14 protein-coding genes are annotated in these 18382 nt (G+C 60.3%); 6 read left to right on the forward strand and 8 right to left on the reverse strand.

The window, feature by feature from the left end; genetic code table 11:
* Positions 1-112 precede the first annotated feature (112 nt).
* The gene (locus NW839_RS02075) at positions 113-1366 is read right to left on the reverse strand and encodes an ABC transporter substrate-binding protein (protein ID WP_414342885.1); all 1254 of its coding nucleotides are present in this window, start codon (positions 1364-1366) and stop codon (positions 113-115) included.
* A 325-nt stretch (positions 1367-1691) separates the two neighbouring features.
* Between NW839_RS02075 and NW839_RS02080 the strand changes: the two genes are divergently transcribed.
* Both NW839_RS02080 and NW839_RS02085 read left to right on the forward strand, forming a co-directional pair.
* Positions 1692-2510 (forward strand): ABC transporter ATP-binding protein, encoded by an 819-nt coding sequence (locus tag NW839_RS02080; RefSeq protein ID WP_414329274.1) that lies wholly within the window; start codon positions 1692-1694, stop codon positions 2508-2510.
* On the forward strand, positions 2507-3214 hold the full coding sequence (locus NW839_RS02085) for an ABC transporter ATP-binding protein (protein ID WP_414350466.1): 708 nt from the start codon (positions 2507-2509) through the stop codon (positions 3212-3214). The genes NW839_RS02080 and NW839_RS02085 overlap by 4 nt, the downstream gene beginning before the upstream one ends.
* A gap of 45 nt (positions 3215-3259) precedes the next feature.
* On the opposite strand, the gene recN is transcribed toward NW839_RS02085, so the two are convergent.
* The 4 genes from recN to NW839_RS02105 form a co-directional block, all read right to left on the reverse strand.
* The gene (gene recN / locus NW839_RS02090; RefSeq protein WP_414350468.1) at positions 3260-4966 is read right to left on the reverse strand and encodes a DNA repair protein RecN; all 1707 of its coding nucleotides are present in this window, start codon (positions 4964-4966) and stop codon (positions 3260-3262) included.
* A 194-nt stretch (positions 4967-5160) separates the two neighbouring features.
* Positions 5161-6195: a M14 family metallopeptidase gene (locus NW839_RS02095; protein WP_414350470.1), complete on the reverse strand. Its 1035-nt coding sequence runs from the start codon at positions 6193-6195 to the stop codon at positions 5161-5163.
* Positions 6196-6402: 207 nt separating this feature from the next.
* Positions 6403-7791 (reverse strand): glutamate-cysteine ligase family protein, encoded by a 1389-nt coding sequence (locus NW839_RS02100; RefSeq protein ID WP_414350472.1) that lies wholly within the window; start codon positions 7789-7791, stop codon positions 6403-6405.
* 152 nt (positions 7792-7943) lie between these two features.
* Entirely contained in the window at positions 7944-9296 is a 1353-nt protein-coding gene (locus NW839_RS02105; protein WP_414350474.1) for a TldD/PmbA family protein, read from the reverse strand.
* A 325-nt stretch (positions 9297-9621) separates the two neighbouring features.
* On the opposite strand from NW839_RS02105, the gene NW839_RS02110 reads away from it, so the two are divergent.
* Positions 9622-10962 carry a UbiH/UbiF/VisC/COQ6 family ubiquinone biosynthesis hydroxylase gene (locus NW839_RS02110; protein ID WP_414350475.1) on the forward strand — a complete coding sequence of 447 codons (1341 nt, stop codon included), beginning with the start codon at positions 9622-9624 and terminating at the stop codon, positions 10960-10962.
* Positions 10963-11024: 62 nt separating this feature from the next.
* Here NW839_RS02110 and NW839_RS02115 read toward each other — a convergent pair whose 3' ends face one another.
* Positions 11025-11375, reverse strand: coding sequence for a hypothetical protein (locus tag NW839_RS02115; protein WP_414329946.1), 351 nt, complete (start codon positions 11373-11375; stop codon positions 11025-11027).
* A gap of 238 nt (positions 11376-11613) precedes the next feature.
* Between NW839_RS02115 and NW839_RS02120 the strand changes: the two genes are divergently transcribed.
* From NW839_RS02120 to NW839_RS02130, 3 genes are all read left to right on the forward strand, one after another.
* On the forward strand, positions 11614-11907 hold the full coding sequence (locus NW839_RS02120; protein ID WP_414329949.1) for a TIGR02450 family Trp-rich protein: 294 nt from the start codon (positions 11614-11616) through the stop codon (positions 11905-11907).
* A 364-nt stretch (positions 11908-12271) separates the two neighbouring features.
* On the forward strand, positions 12272-12745 hold the full coding sequence (gene ispF / locus NW839_RS02125; protein ID WP_414350483.1) for a 2-C-methyl-D-erythritol 2,4-cyclodiphosphate synthase: 474 nt from the start codon (positions 12272-12274) through the stop codon (positions 12743-12745).
* A gap of 190 nt (positions 12746-12935) precedes the next feature.
* Entirely contained in the window at positions 12936-14795 is a 1860-nt protein-coding gene (locus NW839_RS02130) for an ABC transporter substrate-binding protein (protein WP_414380453.1), read from the forward strand.
* Between the two features lie 144 nt (positions 14796-14939).
* Here the strand turns inward: NW839_RS02130 and NW839_RS02135 are convergent, their stop codons facing one another.
* Both NW839_RS02135 and NW839_RS02140 read right to left on the reverse strand, forming a co-directional pair.
* Entirely contained in the window at positions 14940-17105 is a 2166-nt protein-coding gene (locus NW839_RS02135; protein WP_414350480.1) for a glycogen debranching N-terminal domain-containing protein, read from the reverse strand.
* A gap of 131 nt (positions 17106-17236) precedes the next feature.
* Positions 17237-18307 carry a glycosyltransferase family 4 protein gene (locus NW839_RS02140; RefSeq protein WP_414350481.1) on the reverse strand — a complete coding sequence of 357 codons (1071 nt, stop codon included), beginning with the start codon at positions 18305-18307 and terminating at the stop codon, positions 17237-17239.
* Between the last annotated feature and the right edge of the window lie 75 nt (positions 18308-18382).

Raw genomic sequence — 18382 nt, forward strand, 5'->3', positions numbered from 1 at the left:
CTTTTGCCAAACCGCCTAAAGCTCAGTAAATTCAGCAAAGTTCAGGGTTTTGGGGGTTAGAGGCATGCTCGGAAGGAGAAACCGACCCCCACTCAGGAGCCGTAGGGGAAAATTAGCTCTCCGGCTCAAACACCTTCAGATCCACCACCTTCCCCCCTTGGAAAGTCCAGTGGGCAAAGGTGCCGGCCACCTCCCCATTCTCATCGAAGTTGATGGATCCAGAGGCGCCGGTGTAGAAGATGTCTTCCCCTTTGCCGATCAGCTCCACAGCCTTGGCCCACTCTCCGGGCAGGATCTCGGTGCCGGGGGGATTGGCCACTTCCCGCAAAGCATCCCGAACAGCAGTGCCATCGGTGCTGCCGGCTTTCTGAATGGCCAGAGCCAGGACAAAAGCGGCATCGTAGGCGGTGTCGATGTAGGGGGTGGGGGGCAGCTCCCCGTAGGCGGCTTTGTAGGCTTCGGCAAAGATTTGGTAAGCCTTGCTATCGGTGAGGGCCTGAGGCGAAACGCCGATGGATCCCTCTAGCTTTTCGGCTCCCACCTGGGCTGCCACGTCGGGAGAGCGCATGCCATCGGTGAAGACAAAGCGGTCAAACAGCCCCTCTTCCAAAGCTTGCCGCAAAATGACCACACCGTTTTCGGGGTAGCCAATCAGCACCAATGCCTGGGGATCCCCTTCCTTCAGTTGGGTCAGCTCACTGCGATAGGAAGCCTTGCCGGGCTCGTAGGGAACCGACTTGGTGATGGTGCCGCCCCGCTTTTCAAAAGCCGTCTTAAAGCTGTCGGCCAGGCCCTGGCCATAGTCGTTATTGATGTAGATGATGGCCAGGCGCTCCAGCTTCTCTTCACGGGTGATCTGGGCCAGGGCTACCCCTTGATAGGCATCGGAAGGAACTGTGCGAAACAGAAAATCGTTGTCCTCCAGAGTGGTAATGGTAGGAGCGGTGGAAGCGGGGGAAATTTGCGGGATCCGATTGGGAACCGTGACCGTCGTGGCCACCGGAATGGTGATGCCACTGCCCAAGGCGCCGATGATGCCGGCCACCTTCTCCACGGTGACCAACCGTTGAGCTGCGTCGATAGCCGGCTGAGCCGACGTCTGGTCATCCGCTTCGACCACTTGGGCAGGGGATCCCAAAATGCCACCGGCGGCGTTGATTTGGTCAATCGCCAGCTTGATCCCTTTGAGGCAGTTTTCCCCGAAGGCCTGCAGATCCCCGGTAAGAGACATCAAGGCCCCGATTTTGACCGGCCCCTGAGTGGCCTGCTGTGCCGTGCTGGGCAGCAGAGTGGTGGCAAGAGCAGCCGCCGTCAGGGCAGCCGCCGCTGCAAAGGCCCGTCGGGTGAGTTTATTCATGCGAGACATAGCCGACAACCTCCTGTGAGGGAAGGGAAAGTAGAACTCAGATCCCAAAGGTCAAGTAAAGTCAAGTGTTGAGTCGTAGTAGTCAGACGTTGGCTCACCTCAAAGCGTTCCCCACTCCCTCAAGAAAAGATGGCTCCGGGAAACAGGCGGGCCAGACTCAGGATCTCGCCCGTTCCTTGGCTGCTGTAGGGCTGGCTGCGGCCTCCAAAGGCAGTTGCCCCTGTAGGAATCCAGGAAGGATAATGGGCAAACTCAGCCATTGGGCTCATTATATTTTGAGAAATACTGAACTCATCGGTCGGCGGGGTTTTCCCAAGGCAGCGGCGTGATTGTTATCGACGACATCTCCAAGCGGTTTGGCGGCATTAGCGCGGTGGATCACTGTTCCTTCCGCATCGAAACCGGTCGGATTACGGGCTTGATCGGCCCGAATGGGGCAGGGAAGACCACGCTCTTTAACATCATCGCCGGGTTTATTCGGCCCAGCAGCGGGCGCATCTGGCTAGATGGGGAAGACATCACCGGCCTGCCCCCTCACCATCTGTTCCGTCGAGGGCTGGTGCGCACCTTTCAGATCCCGCGGGAGTTTGGCCGCATGACCGTCTTGGAGAACTTGATGGTGGTTCCCCCCAACCAGATAGGGGAAAACCTGTTCGCCACTTGGTTCGGTTGGCGGCGGGTGCAACGACAAGAACGCAACCTGCAAGCTCGGGCGGAAGAGGTTCTGGAACGGCTGAACCTGATCCATCTGCGGGATCAACTGGCCGTCACCCTTTCCGGGGGGCAAAAAAAACTCTTGGAACTGGGACGTACCTTGATGACCGATGCACGGGTGATCCTGCTGGACGAGCCGGGGGCTGGCGTCAACCGCACCCTGCTGGCGGATTTGATGCGCTTTATCGAGTATCTCAACCGCGAGCGGGGCTGCACCTTTTGCATCATCGAGCATGACCTGGATCTGGTGACCCGTCTCTGCGACCATGTGGTGGTCATGGCTGCCGGCAAGGTTCTCACCCAGGGATCCATGGAGGAGATCAAACAAAACCCAGCCGTGCGGGAGGCCTATTTGGGATCTGTGGCACTGGCCGACTCCCTAAACCCACCCCAACCCTCCCCTCTGCCTTCGGAGGGATCCCTCTCATGACCCCTTTGCTGGACATCCAGGATCTCTACAGCGGCTACCGGGGGGTGGACATCCTCAAGGGGATCCACCTGAAGGTGAACCCCGGGCAAATTGTGGTGATCATCGGCCCCAATGGAGCCGGCAAATCGACGGTGCTGAAATCCTTATTTGGCTTGGCCACCATCCGCTCAGGCCGAGTGCTGTTTCAGGGATCCGACATCACCCACCTGCCCGCTGAGCAACTGGTGCGACGGGGAATCGGCTTTGTGCCCCAGACCAACAATGTCTTCCCTTCCCTCACCGTGCAAGAGAACCTGGAGATGGGGGCCTTCATCCGACGCGACAACCCTGCCGCCCAATTGGAGCGGGTTTATGAGCTGTTTCCGCCCCTGAAAGAGAAACGACGCCAAGCGGCGGGATCCCTATCGGGTGGACAACGGCAGATGCTGGCCATGGGGCGAGCGTTGATGGTGGAGCCGCAGTTGCTGTTGCTGGATGAGCCGACCGCCGGCCTGTCACCGCTGTACATAGAACAGACCTTCGCCCTCCTGCAAGAGATCAACCGTCTCGGCATCAGCATCCTCATGGTGGAGCAAAATGCCAAGCAGGCCCTGAAGATGGCGGACTGGGGCTATGTCTTGTCCACGGGAGAAAACCGCTTTGAGGATACTGGCCCCAACCTGCTGAGCAATCCTGAGGTGCTGGAGCTGTTCTTGGGCGGGTGAGGCCCTCACCCCCCTCCCCTCACTCAAAACAAAAGGAGAGGAGAGTCAAGCGGGACTGGCCATTTGCTGCTTGCGCAGTTGAGCTGCTTGGTTGAGAAGAGCCTCCACAAACGTCATCGCTTCTTGGGCAGAGTGACCGGCAGTGAGTTGGGCCAGTTCTTCGCGGCGTTCCCGTTCTCCCAAAAGCTCCACCCGCACAGAAGTTCGTTTTTGGTGCACCACCTTGTGAACCCGCAGGTGGTGATCCGCCAAGGCAGCGATCAGGGGTTGGTGGGTGACGCAGAGGATCTGGTGATCTCGGGCAATGCTGTGCAGCTTGGTGGCGATGGCTTGCGCCACTTTGCCCGACACGCCGGTATCGATCTCGTCGAAAACCATGGTGGCCACCGGATCGATGCGGCTGAATACGGCTTTCAAAGCCAGCAGAAAACGGCTCATCTCGCCGCCCGAGGCAATGCTGGCCAAAGGTTGAAGAGGCTCACCCGGGTTGGGGCTGATCCAAAAGCTCACCTGATCCACCCCCTCTGCTGTCGGGGGGCCGGGTTGGATCTGCACCCGGAATTGCACTGCGCTCATCCCCAGCGGCCTGAGCTCTTCTATGAGGGCCTTTTCCAGTTGACAGGCCGCTTGTTGCCGCAGTTGAGAGAGCACCTGGCAATGGCGCTCCAGGTCTTGGGCAGCTTTGTCCAGCCGCACCTGCAATTCCTCTAGGTCGGTGTTGTCTCCTCGCAGTTGGGCCAACTCCGCCTGCACCCGCTCCGCATGGGCCATCACCTCGGCCAAGGTCGGGCCGTATTTGCGGCAGGCTTGTCTGAGTTGCGCCAAGCGCCGTTCAATTTTGTTCAACCGACCGGGATCCGCCTCCAGCGTCTCGCCGTAGCGAACCAGCTCCCGCCCCACCTCCTCCACCTGAATGAGAGCGCTGCTGACCATTTCCGCCAGAGGGGCTAGGTCGGGATCCCGCTGGGTCATGGTCTGGAGCAGCCGCTCTACCTGGCCCAACAGATCGGCGATGGCCGGTGAGCCGCTGTCGTTTTGATAGAGCAATTGGTGAGCTTCGTAGCTTTGCTGTTGCAGTTCCACGCGGTGGGCCAGGCGCTCCCGTTCCCGCTCCAGCTTGGCCATTTCGTCGGGATCCTCCAGGCGCAGGGCGGCCAGCTCTTGCGCTTGAAACTCCAGCAGGTCTAGCCGTTGCAGGCGCAGTTGTTGGTTTTGCCGGCGGGATTCCACCTCTGTTTTCAGTTGGTTCCAGGTTTGGTAAAGGGCAGCCACCTCCGCCCGTGTTCGCAACAACTCTTCGCCGCCAAAGTCGTCCAGCCAACGGCGCTGGGTTTGGGGAGATTGGATTTGAACGGTTTGCCCCTGGGCAGTGATCTCTACCAATTTGGCCCGCAGGTTGAGCATCTGGGCTTTGTTCACCAGCACCCCATTCACCCGCAGGCGGCTGGTGAGCTTGCCGTTGCGCAACACCAGCTCGCGACTACAAACCAGGCCCTCCTCTAGGGGGTCGATGTGCTCTTGTTCTAGCCAGGCTTGCAGTTCAGGATTAGGACTGAAGATCGCTTCCACCAGACCTCGTTCGCTGCCAGTTCGCAGAGCCCGAGCTGTACCTCCTAGAGCTGCATCCAGCGCATCGAGGATGATGGATTTGCCGGCCCCGGTTTCTCCGGTGAGCACGTTCAGCCCCGCTCGAAAAGGGATCTCCAATTGCTCGATCAGGGCAAAGTTCTCGATCCGCAGCAGGCGCAACATAGGGATCCCGTGGGCTCAGCGTGCCGTTGGCAGTTTTCAGGATAGGGCTTGCGGGGTCGCTCTGTCCCACGTTAGCGTACCCACCATCCCTCGGCGGACGGGTACAGCGGCCAGCGGGGAGTCTGTTATTGCAGGGGTGGGGAGCACCACCTGTTCTGGTTTGGGGATCCCCTCGGGGAAATTGGCAGCCCGGCTCAGCCGGCCAGGGGGTAGCGCTCCATCAGGTAGCAGAGGCAGTCTTGGCGGATGATGCGGCTGTTGAGGGTGAGCATGCCCGGCATGATGGGCACGCTGGTGCGAATTTCTCCATTGCAGGCATAGAAAAAGCGATCCGCCACATTTTGGCCCTGCTCGTCTTGCACCTCCAGGTGGAAGCCGTTGTTCGTCCAGCCAATGGGGGTGTGGGGGGGAAGCTCCCGAAAATTGAGGAGATCCAAATCCGGCGGGAAGCGGATGTGGGAGGGGGATCCCTCTTGGTCGCCATTCTCTTCCCCAAAGCTGAAGCTCACCTGATCCGGGACTTTGACAATGGCGACGCTGTGGAAGAGGTCGATATCTTGGCTGAGGACAGGGCGCTGCGGGATCGCCGACAGGTGCAGGCAGGCTTCCAGAAATTCGTAGGCATGCTGGGTGCCGTGGGGCTGATCCGGCTTGCCGCATTCCAGGGTCACCGCCGGGCAGAAGCGCCCGAAGGCCATGCTCTGCACCCCTTCTGGCTTGGTGAAATAGAGGACGGTGCGCCCAAACAAGGTGGCCAGGTGCAGGGTAGGGGCATCCAGGTGATTGACACAGGCGTAGTGGGGGTTGGTGCCCGTGTTGTTGTGGATATCGACGCTGGCAAAAACGCCCCGCTGCTGCATTTGCTGCAGGACGGCCTGGGCCATGGCATGTTCGGGGGTGGAGCCGGAGCCCCAAATGCGGTTGTAGTCGGGTTGGCCGTCCAGCCGCCGTTGTCCTTGACGGGCTGCCTGAACATTGCCGATGAAGAGGGAAAGGGAGCGGGGCAATTCCCGTTCGCGGCAGCGGTGCAGAGGACTGTAGCGGCGGAGAAGCTGTCGCACCGCCTGCCAGCCGGTGGTTTCGTTGCCGTGCAGCAGGACGGACACAAACAGGGCGGGATCCCGTCGTCCCGGCAGATGGATGAGGGTTGGCCCACCCAATCGGTCGTAAAGCTGATGGGCCTCTAGATCCAGCAGTTGATCCGGTAGATGATCGAGGACGGTGAGCATGCTGTTTGGGCTAAGAGGCTCGATTCAAACTTCTGGCTTCCGGCCCTAGGGTGGGAGGGAGCGGGAGTCCAAATGAACCGTTTCGCTGCGGTAGCTCGGGTCGCGAAAGACCCTCTGAGCAAGAATCTGCCCGCTCGAAATTTGAGCAAGGGTCCGCCCTGCCGCCGCGGTGGCCCACCGCTGGTACAACCGGCTGTGGAGAGAGCCCTAGCTGAGATCCCAGGTGTGTACCGGTTGGCCTTGCCGCTGCCGTTCCCAGTAGGCACAGGTTAATTGTTGCATATCTTTACCATGCCGGGCGACATAGCGGCGCTGCCAGGTGGCCCCATTCTGCCCCGACTCGACGCGGGCGCGGAGAATGCCCAGATACTCCTGAATATCGGAGGGGGCCAGATCCAGTTGAACCAAACCCGCCTCTGCTTGGGGGATCAGCTCTTCCAGCAGCAATTGGCGCAGGGATCCCTGCCAACCCTTGAGCCAAGTGATGGGGGCCTCCAGACCCCAGCGGGCCGCCGTGTAGAAATTGGCGCGGCACTGGGCAAAGCTCAGCTCCTGCTCGGGGGGGACGGGCTGGGATCCCAAGGCTTGCACCAGACCAAAGTAGAAGGCCGCATTGGCGATCATATCGGGTAGGGTTGGGCCTGCCGCCGCCACCCGCTGTTCGATGCGCAGATGGGGAACCGGATCCAAGCCGATGAGGGGTCGGTTCCAGCGCCAGATGGTGCCGTTGTGGAGGCGCAGATGGGCCAGCTCCCAGGGAGAGGCGGCCAACGTTTGCGGCAGCACCACCGGGTAGCGATGCACATTTTCCCAAAACAGCTCCATCAGGGATCCCTGTACATAGCCTTGCCCGAAGGTGACGCGGGGGTAGTGGGTGGGGGAGGGCGGGGGTGGCCCATCTAGGGCCTGCTCGAACAAAGGGATGCGGGTTTCTGCCCACAGATCGTGCCCGAACAGGTAGGGGGAATTGGCCGCCAGCGCCACCAAGGGGGCTGACACGAGCAGGGAAGCGTTGAAGTAACGGGCCGCCTGTTGGGGGGATACCTGCAGATGGATTTGAAAGGAGGTGGTCGCCGCCTCCAGCATGATGTCCGGGTGGGTAACCCGCAACCGCCCAGCCGGTCCTTCGATATCTAGCCCCAGGGAAGGGATCGCTTGGGATTGCTCACGCCGGTGCAAGTTCAGGATCTGCTCGTTGAGGGCCAGGTAACGCTTGCGGGGCGAGATCATCTTCAGGGTCAATTGCCGTTGCTGCACCGTAGGCAAAATGCCGATCATCATCAACCCCGCCTGCAAGTGTTCGGCCACCCGGCAACAGCGATCCCACGTTTGGCCCAGCTCTTGCTGAAACTGCCGCAGAGCCGAGCCGACCAAAACTTGGGGCCGGCTGTTGATCTCCACGTTGAACTGGGCCAGTTCCGGCACCACCAGCGGATCGTTCACCGCTTCCAGGTAGGCTGAGTTGATCGGGGCCGGATCCCCCTGAGGGGTCACCAGCCATGCCTCCAGCTCAAACCCGCCCACCGGGGATCCCTGGGCAAAGGGCTGACAAGCCGGATCCAGCCCCGGCGCACCGGCCAACCAGCGCTCGAGCAACTTCGTCTCTTGCTGGAGCCGAGCTGCAAACTGAGCAAAGTCTGCAGTACCAAAACGGAGGCAGGTGATCTCCTGGCCCATGGGAACAACTCCGCAGCTTTTGGGAATGAGGTTAATCGCTGTTGCCGGGATCTCGACACCCCTAGCTTTACTTAGCCCGCAGTGATGGATACATCTTCAATGCGCAGGGCGGGAAAGGCAGCCGTGCCGTTGAAAACCGTTACTTCCTGGGAAATGGCGGAGATATTGCGCAAACAATCGTAGAGATTGCCGGCAATGGTGGTCTCCAGGATGGGGCGTTTCTCGCCGCCTTTGACCAAGAAGCCCCCTTTCACCACCCCAGAAAAGTCACCGGTAATGGGGTTGCTGCTGCCGGAGAGGCGGGTGACGATAACTCCCCGATCCATCGCGTAGAGCTCGGACAGGGGGGTTGTCCCCGGCGCCACCCTCAGGCAAGCCGGCCCCACCCCCGGCAGGCTGCCCGCCCCCCCTGTGGCATGGCCGTTGGAGGAAACGCCAGCAGCGCGAGCTTCGTAGCTGTTGTACATGAAGTTGCAGAGGATCCCTTCGTGAACCAAGGGGGTGATTTGGCGAGGGATCCCTTCGCGGTCGAAGGGCTCAATGGGGTAGCCGGGCAGGCCCAGGCCTTCAGAAACCACGGTGAGCAACGGGCTGGCGATCCGGGATCCCATTTTTTGCGCCAAGGGGCTTTTGCCTTTGCGCACCGCATCCGCCCCCAGCACAAAGAGGAGATCCCCTAGAAACTCCTCCACCACATCTGGCGGCAGGACAATGGGGCCGCGGAAGCTCTCCCCCTCGCCAGCCCCCAGCGCGCCCACGCATTTCTGGACAAAGCGATCAAAAGCCCGCTCCAGCGCCGGCACCAGATCGGCCCGCTTCTGCACACTGTCGCCGTCGTAGGCAAAGCTGCCCACCTCGTCCCCGTCGATGGCCATGCCAAACAGGGATCCCCCCGCTTCCACGCTGTGATGGTTGGCGCGGATGCCGGTGGAAGAGGCGATGGCCAGGGTCTCTTCCTCCACGCTGAGGGAGCCGCTGTCGATGGTGATGCGAGGGTCTTTGGAGCGCACCCACTCCAGCAATTGGGATCCCAACTGGGTCAGCTCGGCGGCATCCAGTTCCAGCAGGCCTGGGTCGAGGGCAAAGGGCACCTGGGGCAAAGGTTGGGGCTCCGGCAGCCCGTTGAGGGGATCCGCCGGCGAAGCCTTGGCCATGGCTACAGCCTCAGCCGCCGTCTCGGCCAGCTCTTCCGGGCGGTTGGAGGTGGCAAAGCCCAGCCTGCCGTCGCAGAAAACCCGGATGCCGAACAGGGTCTCGCTGCTGCTGCGGGCCAGGTTGAGGTCATTTTTCTCAAAAGTGACTTCCGTTTCCCGGCCTGAGTTGGCAAACACTTCTGCCTGGTCGGCTCCAGCAGCCAATGCCTTGTGTACACCCTGTTCACAAAGATCCAGCAGGTTTTCCGGGGAAATGATGGAGCTGGGCATAGAAAGCGGGATAGCAAGAGGACAGTCCTATTATCGGCTATGGCTCAGAGCTACTTTTCCCTGACCCCCTGCCGTCTATGGAGTCCCAGCACCCACCCCTTCGTCCGACAACGTGACCCTGGTGCGCACCTTCCGGCCCGCTCCCCCTGGGCAACAATCAGCAGAGAGCTACCCACAGGGATTCCACCCTGCAGCAGCAAACAAAGGGGCTGAGATCAAAAGGGATCCCTCGTGGCGCTTTGACCCCACTTGCCGCTTGTCCTTAGCGGCCTGCCGGGTGCAGGAACCCTAGAATGGAAGTTAAGCCTACTTGCCGTGAGTGTCCATGAGCCCTTTGCCCACTTCCACTGCCCCGCTCGCCGTTGCCCCGACAACAGCCGAGGACACCGTCCCGCCGAGGCGACTGGATTTTGAAGTGGTGATTGCCGGAGCTGGGATGGTGGGATCCACCTTAGCAACCGCTTTGGGCCAGGCCGGGATCCGCGTCGGGCTGATCGAGGGGCGGGATCTCTCGCAGGGGGTGGGGGCGGATGGCCGAGCCAGCGCTTTGGCTCTGGGGACAGCCCGCATTCTGCAGCGAATTGGGGTGTGGCCCCTCATGGAAGCCTGGGGAGTTTCTCCCATTCACCGCATTCAGGTCTCTGATGGGGAAAGCCCCTGGATGGCTCAGTTGTGCCGCGAAACGCTCCAAGCGCCGGCGCTGGGCTACGTCGTGGAAAATCAAATTACCCAAAAAGCTCTGTTGCAGCGCATTCGCGAGTGCCCTTCGGTAACCCTTTTCAGCCCCGCCCAGGTGCAAAGTTTCTCCCCTGCAGCAGATCACATTCGGGTAGAGCTGGCCCAGGAGGGATCCCGGCAAACCCTGCGGGCTGCTTTGCTGGTGATTGCAGATGGGGCCCGTTCGCGGCTGCGGGAACAGGCTGGGATCCCGTTATCCCGCTGGGGCTATGGGCAGGTGTGCATCGTTTCCACCCTCACCCATGAGCATCCTCACCGGCAGGTGGCCTACGAGCGCTTTCAGGCCAGCGGCCCCTTCGCCATTTTGCCCACCCCCGATCCCCATCGCAGTTGTGTCGTCTGGACAGTTCGCCAAGCGGATCGAGATTGGCTGATGGGCTTATCTGAGGCTGAGTTTCTGCAGGCCATCCGGCCTTGGTTTGGATCCCAGTTGGGAGCGTTGCTGGCCGCCTCTCCCAGAGCCTGTTATGAGCCACAGCGGGCCCATGCCCAAACCTATATCGGATCCCGGCTGGCTTTGGTGGGGGATGCTGCCCATACCACCCATCCGCTGGGGGGGCAGGGAGCGAATCTGGGCATGCGGGATGTGGCGGCTTTGGCTGCCCTGTTGATCGAAGCCAAAATGGCGGGCCGGGATCCCGGCGATCCGGCTTTGTTAAAAGCCTACGAGCGCTGTCGCCGCCCAGAAAACGCGCTGGTTCTTTTTGCAACCGATGCTGCCAATCGCCTCTTTTCCAACCGAAGCTGGCCGTTGCTGGTCTTGCGTCGCCTGGGCCTGTGGGGACTGGAGGTTTTGCCGCTGCTCAAGCCTGCCTTGATGCGCCAAGCAATGGGGATCCGCCCCCACCAACCCCAACTGCAGCAGCTCCCTTTCCCTGCACCCCCGGAACCTCTGGCTACGCCTGTCTGGATCCGGCCAAACTGTTGAGAGCTGGGCCCAGATCCTCGCCCGCCGCCTTTGTCCCCAGCAGACCAAGCGCTCCACAGGGATCAAGGCTGCTCCAGGGGTAAGTCTGAAAACAGCAATGGGGCAATATTGGCCGCCTGGTTGATGGGGATCTCATCGTTGACGGCATACTGATAAAACTGATCCAAGCGCCGACACAAACCTTCTGGGGTCAAAGCCTGCACATTGGAGCTGATGATATAGCTTTGGGAAGGAGAGGCGCGAAACGCTTGAAAGGCTTTGCGACAAAAGTCCTGCTTGGCCTCCGGGTCTGCTTGTCGCCACTCTGGCCCCGTAAGTTTGCCGGACAAAGTGGGGCCGGTTGCCGCTCCCAAGGGCAGGCCTGTTCCCAAGATTAGGCCAGCCAGGATCAGAAACAGAAGGCCCCCCTTCAAGACTGCCTGCCAGAAAGAGAACTGAAGCCGTTGCCGGTGCTGCTCCATGGTTGGATAGGCTGGAGTGAAAAGGGATCCCCTCGATCATACCGATCACACATACCGATCACAGGCGGATCTGAGGGAAACTCAGGATCTCGGCTGGCTTTGCCGCTCCCCTCGATCCCCGCTGCCGTCCTCAGGAATGGCCGGAAAGCTGGGTCCCTTTCATCCCTTACCCGCTCGCACCCTCCGTCCCGTGGCTCGCAACAAACCCCGTCGGAAACAGCCTTTCCCGCATCTCCTCGGCTCCAAATGGACTTCCGTTCAGCCTGTTCTGGGTTGGCGACATTTTCAGGTCACCGCTCGCCAACAAGGGGAAGGAGGGCTGGTGTTTGCCGAGCTCAGAGCCGTCTGCGATCCCCAGGTGCGCCTCTGGGTCAACGCAGCCACCCTGAAGAACCGGGATCTTTGGCAGCCGGGCTGGACGCCTCTCGAAGACGGGATCCCCTGTGGGCGGCAGGATCCCCTTCTGGACAGGGCTGGGGGATAGTTTCTCTCAAGCTGGGGCTCAGGGATCGATTAGGATCATCTCTCTAGTGTGGTGTTTTAATTCGGAAGCTTGAGGAGAAGAAAGCGGGATGGCCAGATGTGACGTTTGCGGAAAAGATCTTAGCTACAGCGATTATCAGTGGGCCAAGCGCTGCGCCAATCCCTACGGGAAGTCTCACCTCATCTGCTTCGACTGCTACAGTGGTTCGTCTTGTCCCATCTGCTATTCCCCTCTGGAGCCGGCAGAATAGAAAGAGGCGTTCTCAAAAGCTGCTTGTCGGTTACTCGACTCCCATCCCCCTAGCTCCTCGGAGGGGGCGATGGTCGACAAGGGTCTCGATGGTTTTCCCAAGGGAGCCGGAAAAGTGCGCATTGGCCAGGGCTACGACATCCACCGCCTCGTCGAGGGGCGCCCCCTGATCCTGGGCGGGATCCGGATCCCTTACGAAAAGGGGCTATTGGGCCATAGCGACGCCGATGTCCTCACCCACGCCATCATGGATGCTCTCCTGGGGGCAGCAGCCCTGCGGGATATTGGCTTTTACTTTCCCCCGGAAGAAGAACGCTGGAAAGGGGCAGACAGCATCCTTTTACTACAGCAAGTGGTGCAACTGGTGAGCCAAGAAGGCTGGCGAATTGTCAATGTGGACAGTGTGGTGGTGGCGGAGCAGCCCAAGCTCAAACCTCACATCCCCGCCATGCAGGCCCGCCTGGCAGAGGCGATGCAGATCTCCCCCAAGCAAGTGGGGGTCAAGGCTACTACTAACGAAAAACTGGGCCCCATAGGTCAGGGAGAGGCCATTGCTGCCTTCGCAGTAGCCCTGTTGCTGGAGTGCTAACCTTCCCAGCAGAGTCTGAAAAGAACCTGGTCACCCCACTGCCTGAGCTGCCAAACTGGCAAGCAATCGCTCCCTCAAAAACGCAGAATCTGCCCAAGTCGCAGTCAAACCACCCATTACCTGGATCCCCAATTTTCCCTCTGGGAAAGGGGCCGGGAGGGGGGCTACTCCTCTAGGAGAAGGGCTGGGGGTGAGGGCCTCAGCAGCGCGGAGCGCTTGGGCCACAGGGCGCGGGATGCGGGCGAGCCGTCCCAAACTTGCTTGGAACAACGACTTGGCAAAAGAAATGGCGGGCCAAAACAACACCTCGGCAAACCGACTCAGGAGGAACCTTTTTGTCTCTCTACTAGGGATCCTTCTGCTCTGGCTCAGCGCTTGTGCCACGCCCACCCGCCCCCCCCATCTGGTTGCCACGGTGACTTCGGATCCCAAAACCTTCAACACCTATTTGGCCGCCGAAAGCTCTAGCCGCGACGCTATCGCCTACCTAGAGGCGGGCTTGGTCACCTTGGATGAGGATACCCTCTTGCCCAAACCGGAGCTGGCGGAAGGCTGGGAAGTGTCTGAGGACGGCTTGCGGTATGTCTTTACCTTGCGGGAGGGGCTGCGCTGGTCGGATGGAGAGCCTCTGACAGCAGCAGATGTGGACTTTACCTTTAACCGCATCATCTTCAACGAGCGGATCCCGACTTCTGCGCGGGATGTGAAGCGAATTGGAGAAGCCGGAGCATTGCCTCAGGTGCGGGCGCTGGACGAGCGGCGGATTGAGTTCGTTTTGCCGGAGCCCTTCGCTCCCTTTCTGCTGCAGGCCGGATCCCCTATTTTGCCCAAGCACATCCTCGAGCCCACTGTCGAGCAGTTGGACAGCCGGGGCAACCCCCTTTTCTTGCAAACCTGGGGTATCGACACGCCGGTGCAGCAATTGGTGGGGGCTGGCCCCTATGTCATGCAGGAATACACCCCTGGCCAACGGCTGGTGTACCGGCCCAATCCCTACTACTGGAAGGGGGAAGGGATCCCGCGCATTGAACGGGTAATCCTGCGCATTGTGGACTCAGAGGACACCGCGCTGCTGCAGTTTCGCTCCGGCGAGACCGACGTGTTTTCGGTGCGGGGGAGAGATTTTCAGCTCTTGAAGCGGGAAGAAGAACGGGATCAGTTCACCATCTACAATCTCGGCCAGACATTGAACAACAGTTTCTTTGCCTTCAACCTCAGCCGCGCCCGTAACCCCCAGACCGGGCGGCCTTTTGTGGATCCCGTCAAAAGCCGCTGGTTTAACGATTTGAACTTCCGCCGGGCGGTGGCCCACGCCATGAACCGGCAGTTTTACGTCGATAGCGTCCTGCAAGGGTTGGGCCAGATCCAGCACTCGGTCTTCTCCCCCGCCAGCCCCTTCTACCTCAGCCCTGAAGAGGGCTTGCCCACCTACGACTACAACCCTGAAAAAGCGCGGCAACTGCTCCTCGATGCCGGATACACCTACGATGCTGAGGGCCACCTGCGGGATTCCGAGGGCAACCGTATCCGTTTCACCTTGCTCACCAACGCCGGCAACAATCAGCGGGAGGCCACTGGCGCGTTGATCAAAGCTGATCTGGAGCGGATCGGCATCACCGTTGATTTTACCCCCATCGCCTTCAACACCCTGGTGCAGCGCACCGATAGCCGCGACTGGGAAACCCTGCTGCTGGGCTTTGGTGGCGGCGGCACCGAGCCCAACAACGGCTCCAACATCTGGCGCAGCGACGGCCGTTTGCACCTCTTTAATCTGGGAGATTTGCCCGGCAACCCGGCAGAAGGGGTTGAGGTGAGCGATTGGGAACGGGAGATCGACCGCATCTTTATCGAAGGGGTGCGGGAGCTAGACTTTGAAAAGCGCAAGGCCCTCTACGACCGGTTTCAAATCATCATCCAGGAACAGCTGCCCCAAATTGGCACTTTCAACCCCCTGGTTCTCTCAGCCCTGCGCAACCGCATTCAAGGGGTGGATCCCCGACCCATTCTGGGGCCATTGTGGAATTTGGATCAGCTCTACATTCAAGAGTAGAACTTCTGATGACGTGTCTGATGATGCATCTGATGATGTGAGATAGGGAGAGGCTGTCTGAACTGTTGAGTTGTGTCCCTATCGCCACATTTGGCAGGTGAAACTTAGTTGTAGGTTGGGTTGCGGATGTCCTGAATTTTGCAACTATTTCACCGTCAACTCCACGTCCCCCGCACTCCTGAGAATGTTGATCCCCACCCCTCCTGACTGCAGATAGAGACCGATGTCCAGGGATCCCTGGCCCACCTGCACATTCTCAAGGATGACGTGGGGCAGCCACAGGGGCAGAGTGGGCTTGGTCAAATGCACCCGTTGGGCCAGCCCGTCGATCTCCAGCCCCAGACAAGCCTGCAACAGCAAAAACACACTGGCCGCCGCCCAAGATTGGGGCAGACAGGCCACTGGATAGAGGGTGGGGCCCTCCCGCTGTCGCCGCCGAAAGCCACAAAACAGCTCAGGCAGCCGCTTCAGCTCCAGAAACTGGCTGGCATCGAACAGCGCCGTCAAAACCCGCACCGCTTCGCCCTTGAAGCCATAGCGAGATAAGCCTGCGGCAATCAAGGCGTTGTCGTGGGGCCAGATGGAGCCATTGTGGTAGGACATGGGGTTGTAGCGGCCCTCTCCCTCCGGCACCGTGCGGATCCCCCAGCCGCTGAAGAAAGCTGGCTCCAGCAGTTGCCGGGCAATGCGGGCGGCGTGCTCGGGATGGGCGATCCCCGAAAACAGACAGTGGCCCATGTTGGAGCTGCGCACCCGGCAAGGTTGCTTCTGGCCATCCAAAGCCAGGGCATAGCCCCCCAACTCTTCGCACCAGAAGTGATCCCAAAACTGCTGCTGCAGCTTTTCCGCTTGTTGTCGCAACTGGGCTGCTTGCTCTTGCCGCCCCAGCAGCTCGGCCATCTCTGCTGCCAACTGCTTAGCTTCGTAGGCATAGCCCTGCACCTCGCACAGGGCCAAGGGGGGTTCTGCCAGGGATCCGTCCGGGTAGAAGATGGCATCTTCAGAATCTTTCCAGCCCTGGTTGCGCAGGCCCCGCCGCGCCTTGCCGGCATACTCCAAAAAGCCGTCCCCGTCCGCATCCCCGTAAGTGTCCATCCAGTGCAGGGCTGCTTCGATGTTTGGCCAGAGCTGCCGCAACAGCTCTAGATCGCCGCTGCGGCGCACGTAGCGCCCTGCTAGCACCACAAACAAAGGGGTGGAGTCAATGCTGCCGAAATAATTGCCAAAGGGGATCTCGCGCGTCTTGGCCATCTCGCTGGAGCGCTGCTCATGCAGGATCTTGCCAGGCTCGGCATCGCGGCTGGGATCCACCTCCTGGGCCTGGTGGGCCGCCAGATACAGCAGCACCCCCCGCGCCAAGTCTGGAAACCACCAGAGAGTGGCCAGGGCGGTGATCAGGGCGTCGCGCCCGAAGACCGTGGTAAACCAAGGCACCCCCGCATAGGGATAAAGCCCGTAGGGAGTGCGGGTGAGCATCATCAGCAGATCATCCCGTGAGGCGTTGAGCCAATCGTTAAACTGAGCATTGCCGGTGTCGATCTGGTGGGCTTGCGCCCGCAAGGAAGCCCTTTGCTCCCGCTCCGCCTGCAGAGCCTCCTGGTAGGTCAAAGGGGCAATCTCCTCCCCGCCGTAGCTGCAGATCACCCTCAGCTCCAAATCCCGTTCCTCCTGCGGGGCCAAAGGCACCCACCACTGCGCCAGCTTCTCCGACACTAGCTCCGGCGCCGGCAAAAATTGCAACTGGGTTTGCCGCTCCACTCCATCCAAGCCGCGGTAGCGGAGAACCACTCCCTCAGGGTTCACCTGGGCCGGCAGCACTTGACCCCGCTGGGCCCGTCGGATGCCCCGGATCTCAAAAATATCGGCAAAGTCCGCCTCAAAGCGCAGGGTAATCGGCACGCGAAACGGCTCCGAGCCGTAGTTGTGAATGCGAATGCGCTCGTAGGCTACGTTGTTCCACAGAAAAGTAGTCCGTAGAACATGCAGGGTATCTTGACCGATAAACTGCCCCTCTGAGGTGGTGAACTCCGGGTTGGTCAGATCCACCGCCAAAATATCTTTGTCTTCCCGCACCTCTGAGCTGAGCAGCAGGAACTGCTTTCCCTGCAAGTCCAACACCCAGCGGGACAAAAAGCGGGTGTCGTCCCGGAAGAGGCCATGATCCCGGATGCCGAGGGGGCGCATGTTCCCTCGCCGGTCAAAGATGGCAAAGCAGTTGTCATGCTTGAGAACATGAGAGCGTGCCTCCACCCAAGAGGCGCTGGCCCGGATGTAGTACTGATCTTGAATTTGGATGATGTCTTCTGCCATCTCGGTCTTCTCGATCCCTATCCAGCCGGTCTCCTACGCGAACAGCTTACTGCTATCGGTCCACTCAAAGAAGGCGAAGAAGCAGGGGCCCCCCGATGCAGCCCAGCAGCCCTAGCTGCTACTTGGCCCATCTAAGCCTTATTAAGCTGCCTTCTTCGCGACATCTCCTGCCGCTCGTTCACCAGTTGGCGGTAGAGAGCCTCGTAGTCCGACACCATTCTTTCCACGCTGAACCGCTCCTCAAACACCTGCCGCACCCCGGCTCGGCTCAGGGATCCCACCTTCTCCACAGCCTCCACTGCTTCCTCCACCGAGTCGACAATAAAGCCGGAGCGCCTGTCGGCCATTACCTCGGGTACTGAGCCAAAACGGGTGGCAATTACCGGCGTGCCACAGGCCATCGCTTCAATCATCACCAGCCCAAAGGGCTCCGGCCAGCGGATGGGAAACAGCACCGCATAGGCCTTGCCCAAAAACTCGCTTTTCTCTTGGTCGGTGATTTCCCCTATGATCTCCACATTGGGGTGGCGACTGGCCAAAGGCTTAATTTCTAACTCGTAGTACTGGCGATCCACCGCATCGATCTTGATAGCAGCCTTCAGCGGCATCCCTGCCCGCGCCGCAATTTCAATAGCCGTGTCCAGCCCTTTTTCCGGGGAGACCCGGCCCAAAAAGGCCAGGTAGTCCCCCTTTTCTGGATAGAAACGGTGGAGATCCAGGGGCAAGCCGTGGTAGACCGTCCCCACCCAGCGGGCCTGGGGCAGCGGCAGCCGCTGGGCGTTGGAGATGGAGACCACCGGAATGTCCTGAAACTCGGTGTAGAGGGGCTGCAGCTCCGGAATGTCCAGTCGCCCGTGTAGGGTGGCCAAAAAAGAAACCTGCGGGTGGCGACGGGCCAGGGCATAGGGATAGTAGTCGATGTGGCCGTGGATAATGTCAAACTCGTCGGCCATCTGAAAGGCTTTCTCGACCATCAAAACATGAGGAGCCACTGTGTCGATGGCCGTGGGATCCAAACGCAAAGCCCGCTCCCGAAAGGGGATGAGGCGAGCCTGGGTTTGGGAGTCGCCGCTGGCAAACAACGTCACCTCATGCCCCCGCCGCACCAGCTCTTCGGTGAGCCAAGACACAACCCGCTCAGTGCCGCCGTAGAGCTTGGGGGGCACACTCTCATGCAAAGGGGCAATCTGAGCAATGCGCATAGCCATCCTGATACATTTACGCTGAACACTGCTGAACATCACTGTTCAACTATGCAGCGATAGCATTCTGTTTGT

This window comes from Synechococcus sp. R5-15, assembly GCF_047462035.1.
In the GTDB taxonomy this organism is placed as follows: domain Bacteria; phylum Cyanobacteriota; class Cyanobacteriia; order Thermostichales; family Thermostichaceae; genus Thermostichus.

Bases quoted from the DNA above. Each gene is read 5' to 3' on its own strand.
- NW839_RS02075 (WP_414342885.1), bottom strand. From the start codon at position 1,366: ATGTCTCGCATGAATAAACTCACCCGACGGGCCTTTGCAGCGGCGGCT.
- NW839_RS02085 (WP_414350466.1), top strand. From the start codon at position 2,507: ATGACCCCTTTGCTGGACATCCAGGATCTCTACAGCGGCTACCGGGGG.
- recN (WP_414350468.1), bottom strand. From the start codon at position 4,966: ATGTTGCGCCTGCTGCGGATCGAGAACTTTGCCCTGATCGAGCAATTG.
- NW839_RS02095 (WP_414350470.1), bottom strand. From the start codon at position 6,195: ATGCTCACCGTCCTCGATCATCTACCGGATCAACTGCTGGATCTAGAG.
- NW839_RS02105 (WP_414350474.1), bottom strand. From the start codon at position 9,296: ATGCCCAGCTCCATCATTTCCCCGGAAAACCTGCTGGATCTTTGTGAA.
- NW839_RS02110 (WP_414350475.1), top strand. From the start codon at position 9,622: ATGAGCCCTTTGCCCACTTCCACTGCCCCGCTCGCCGTTGCCCCGACA.
- NW839_RS02135 (WP_414350480.1), bottom strand. From the start codon at position 17,105: ATGGCAGAAGACATCATCCAAATTCAAGATCAGTACTACATCCGGGCC.
- NW839_RS02140 (WP_414350481.1), bottom strand. From the start codon at position 18,307: ATGCGCATTGCTCAGATTGCCCCTTTGCATGAGAGTGTGCCCCCCAAG.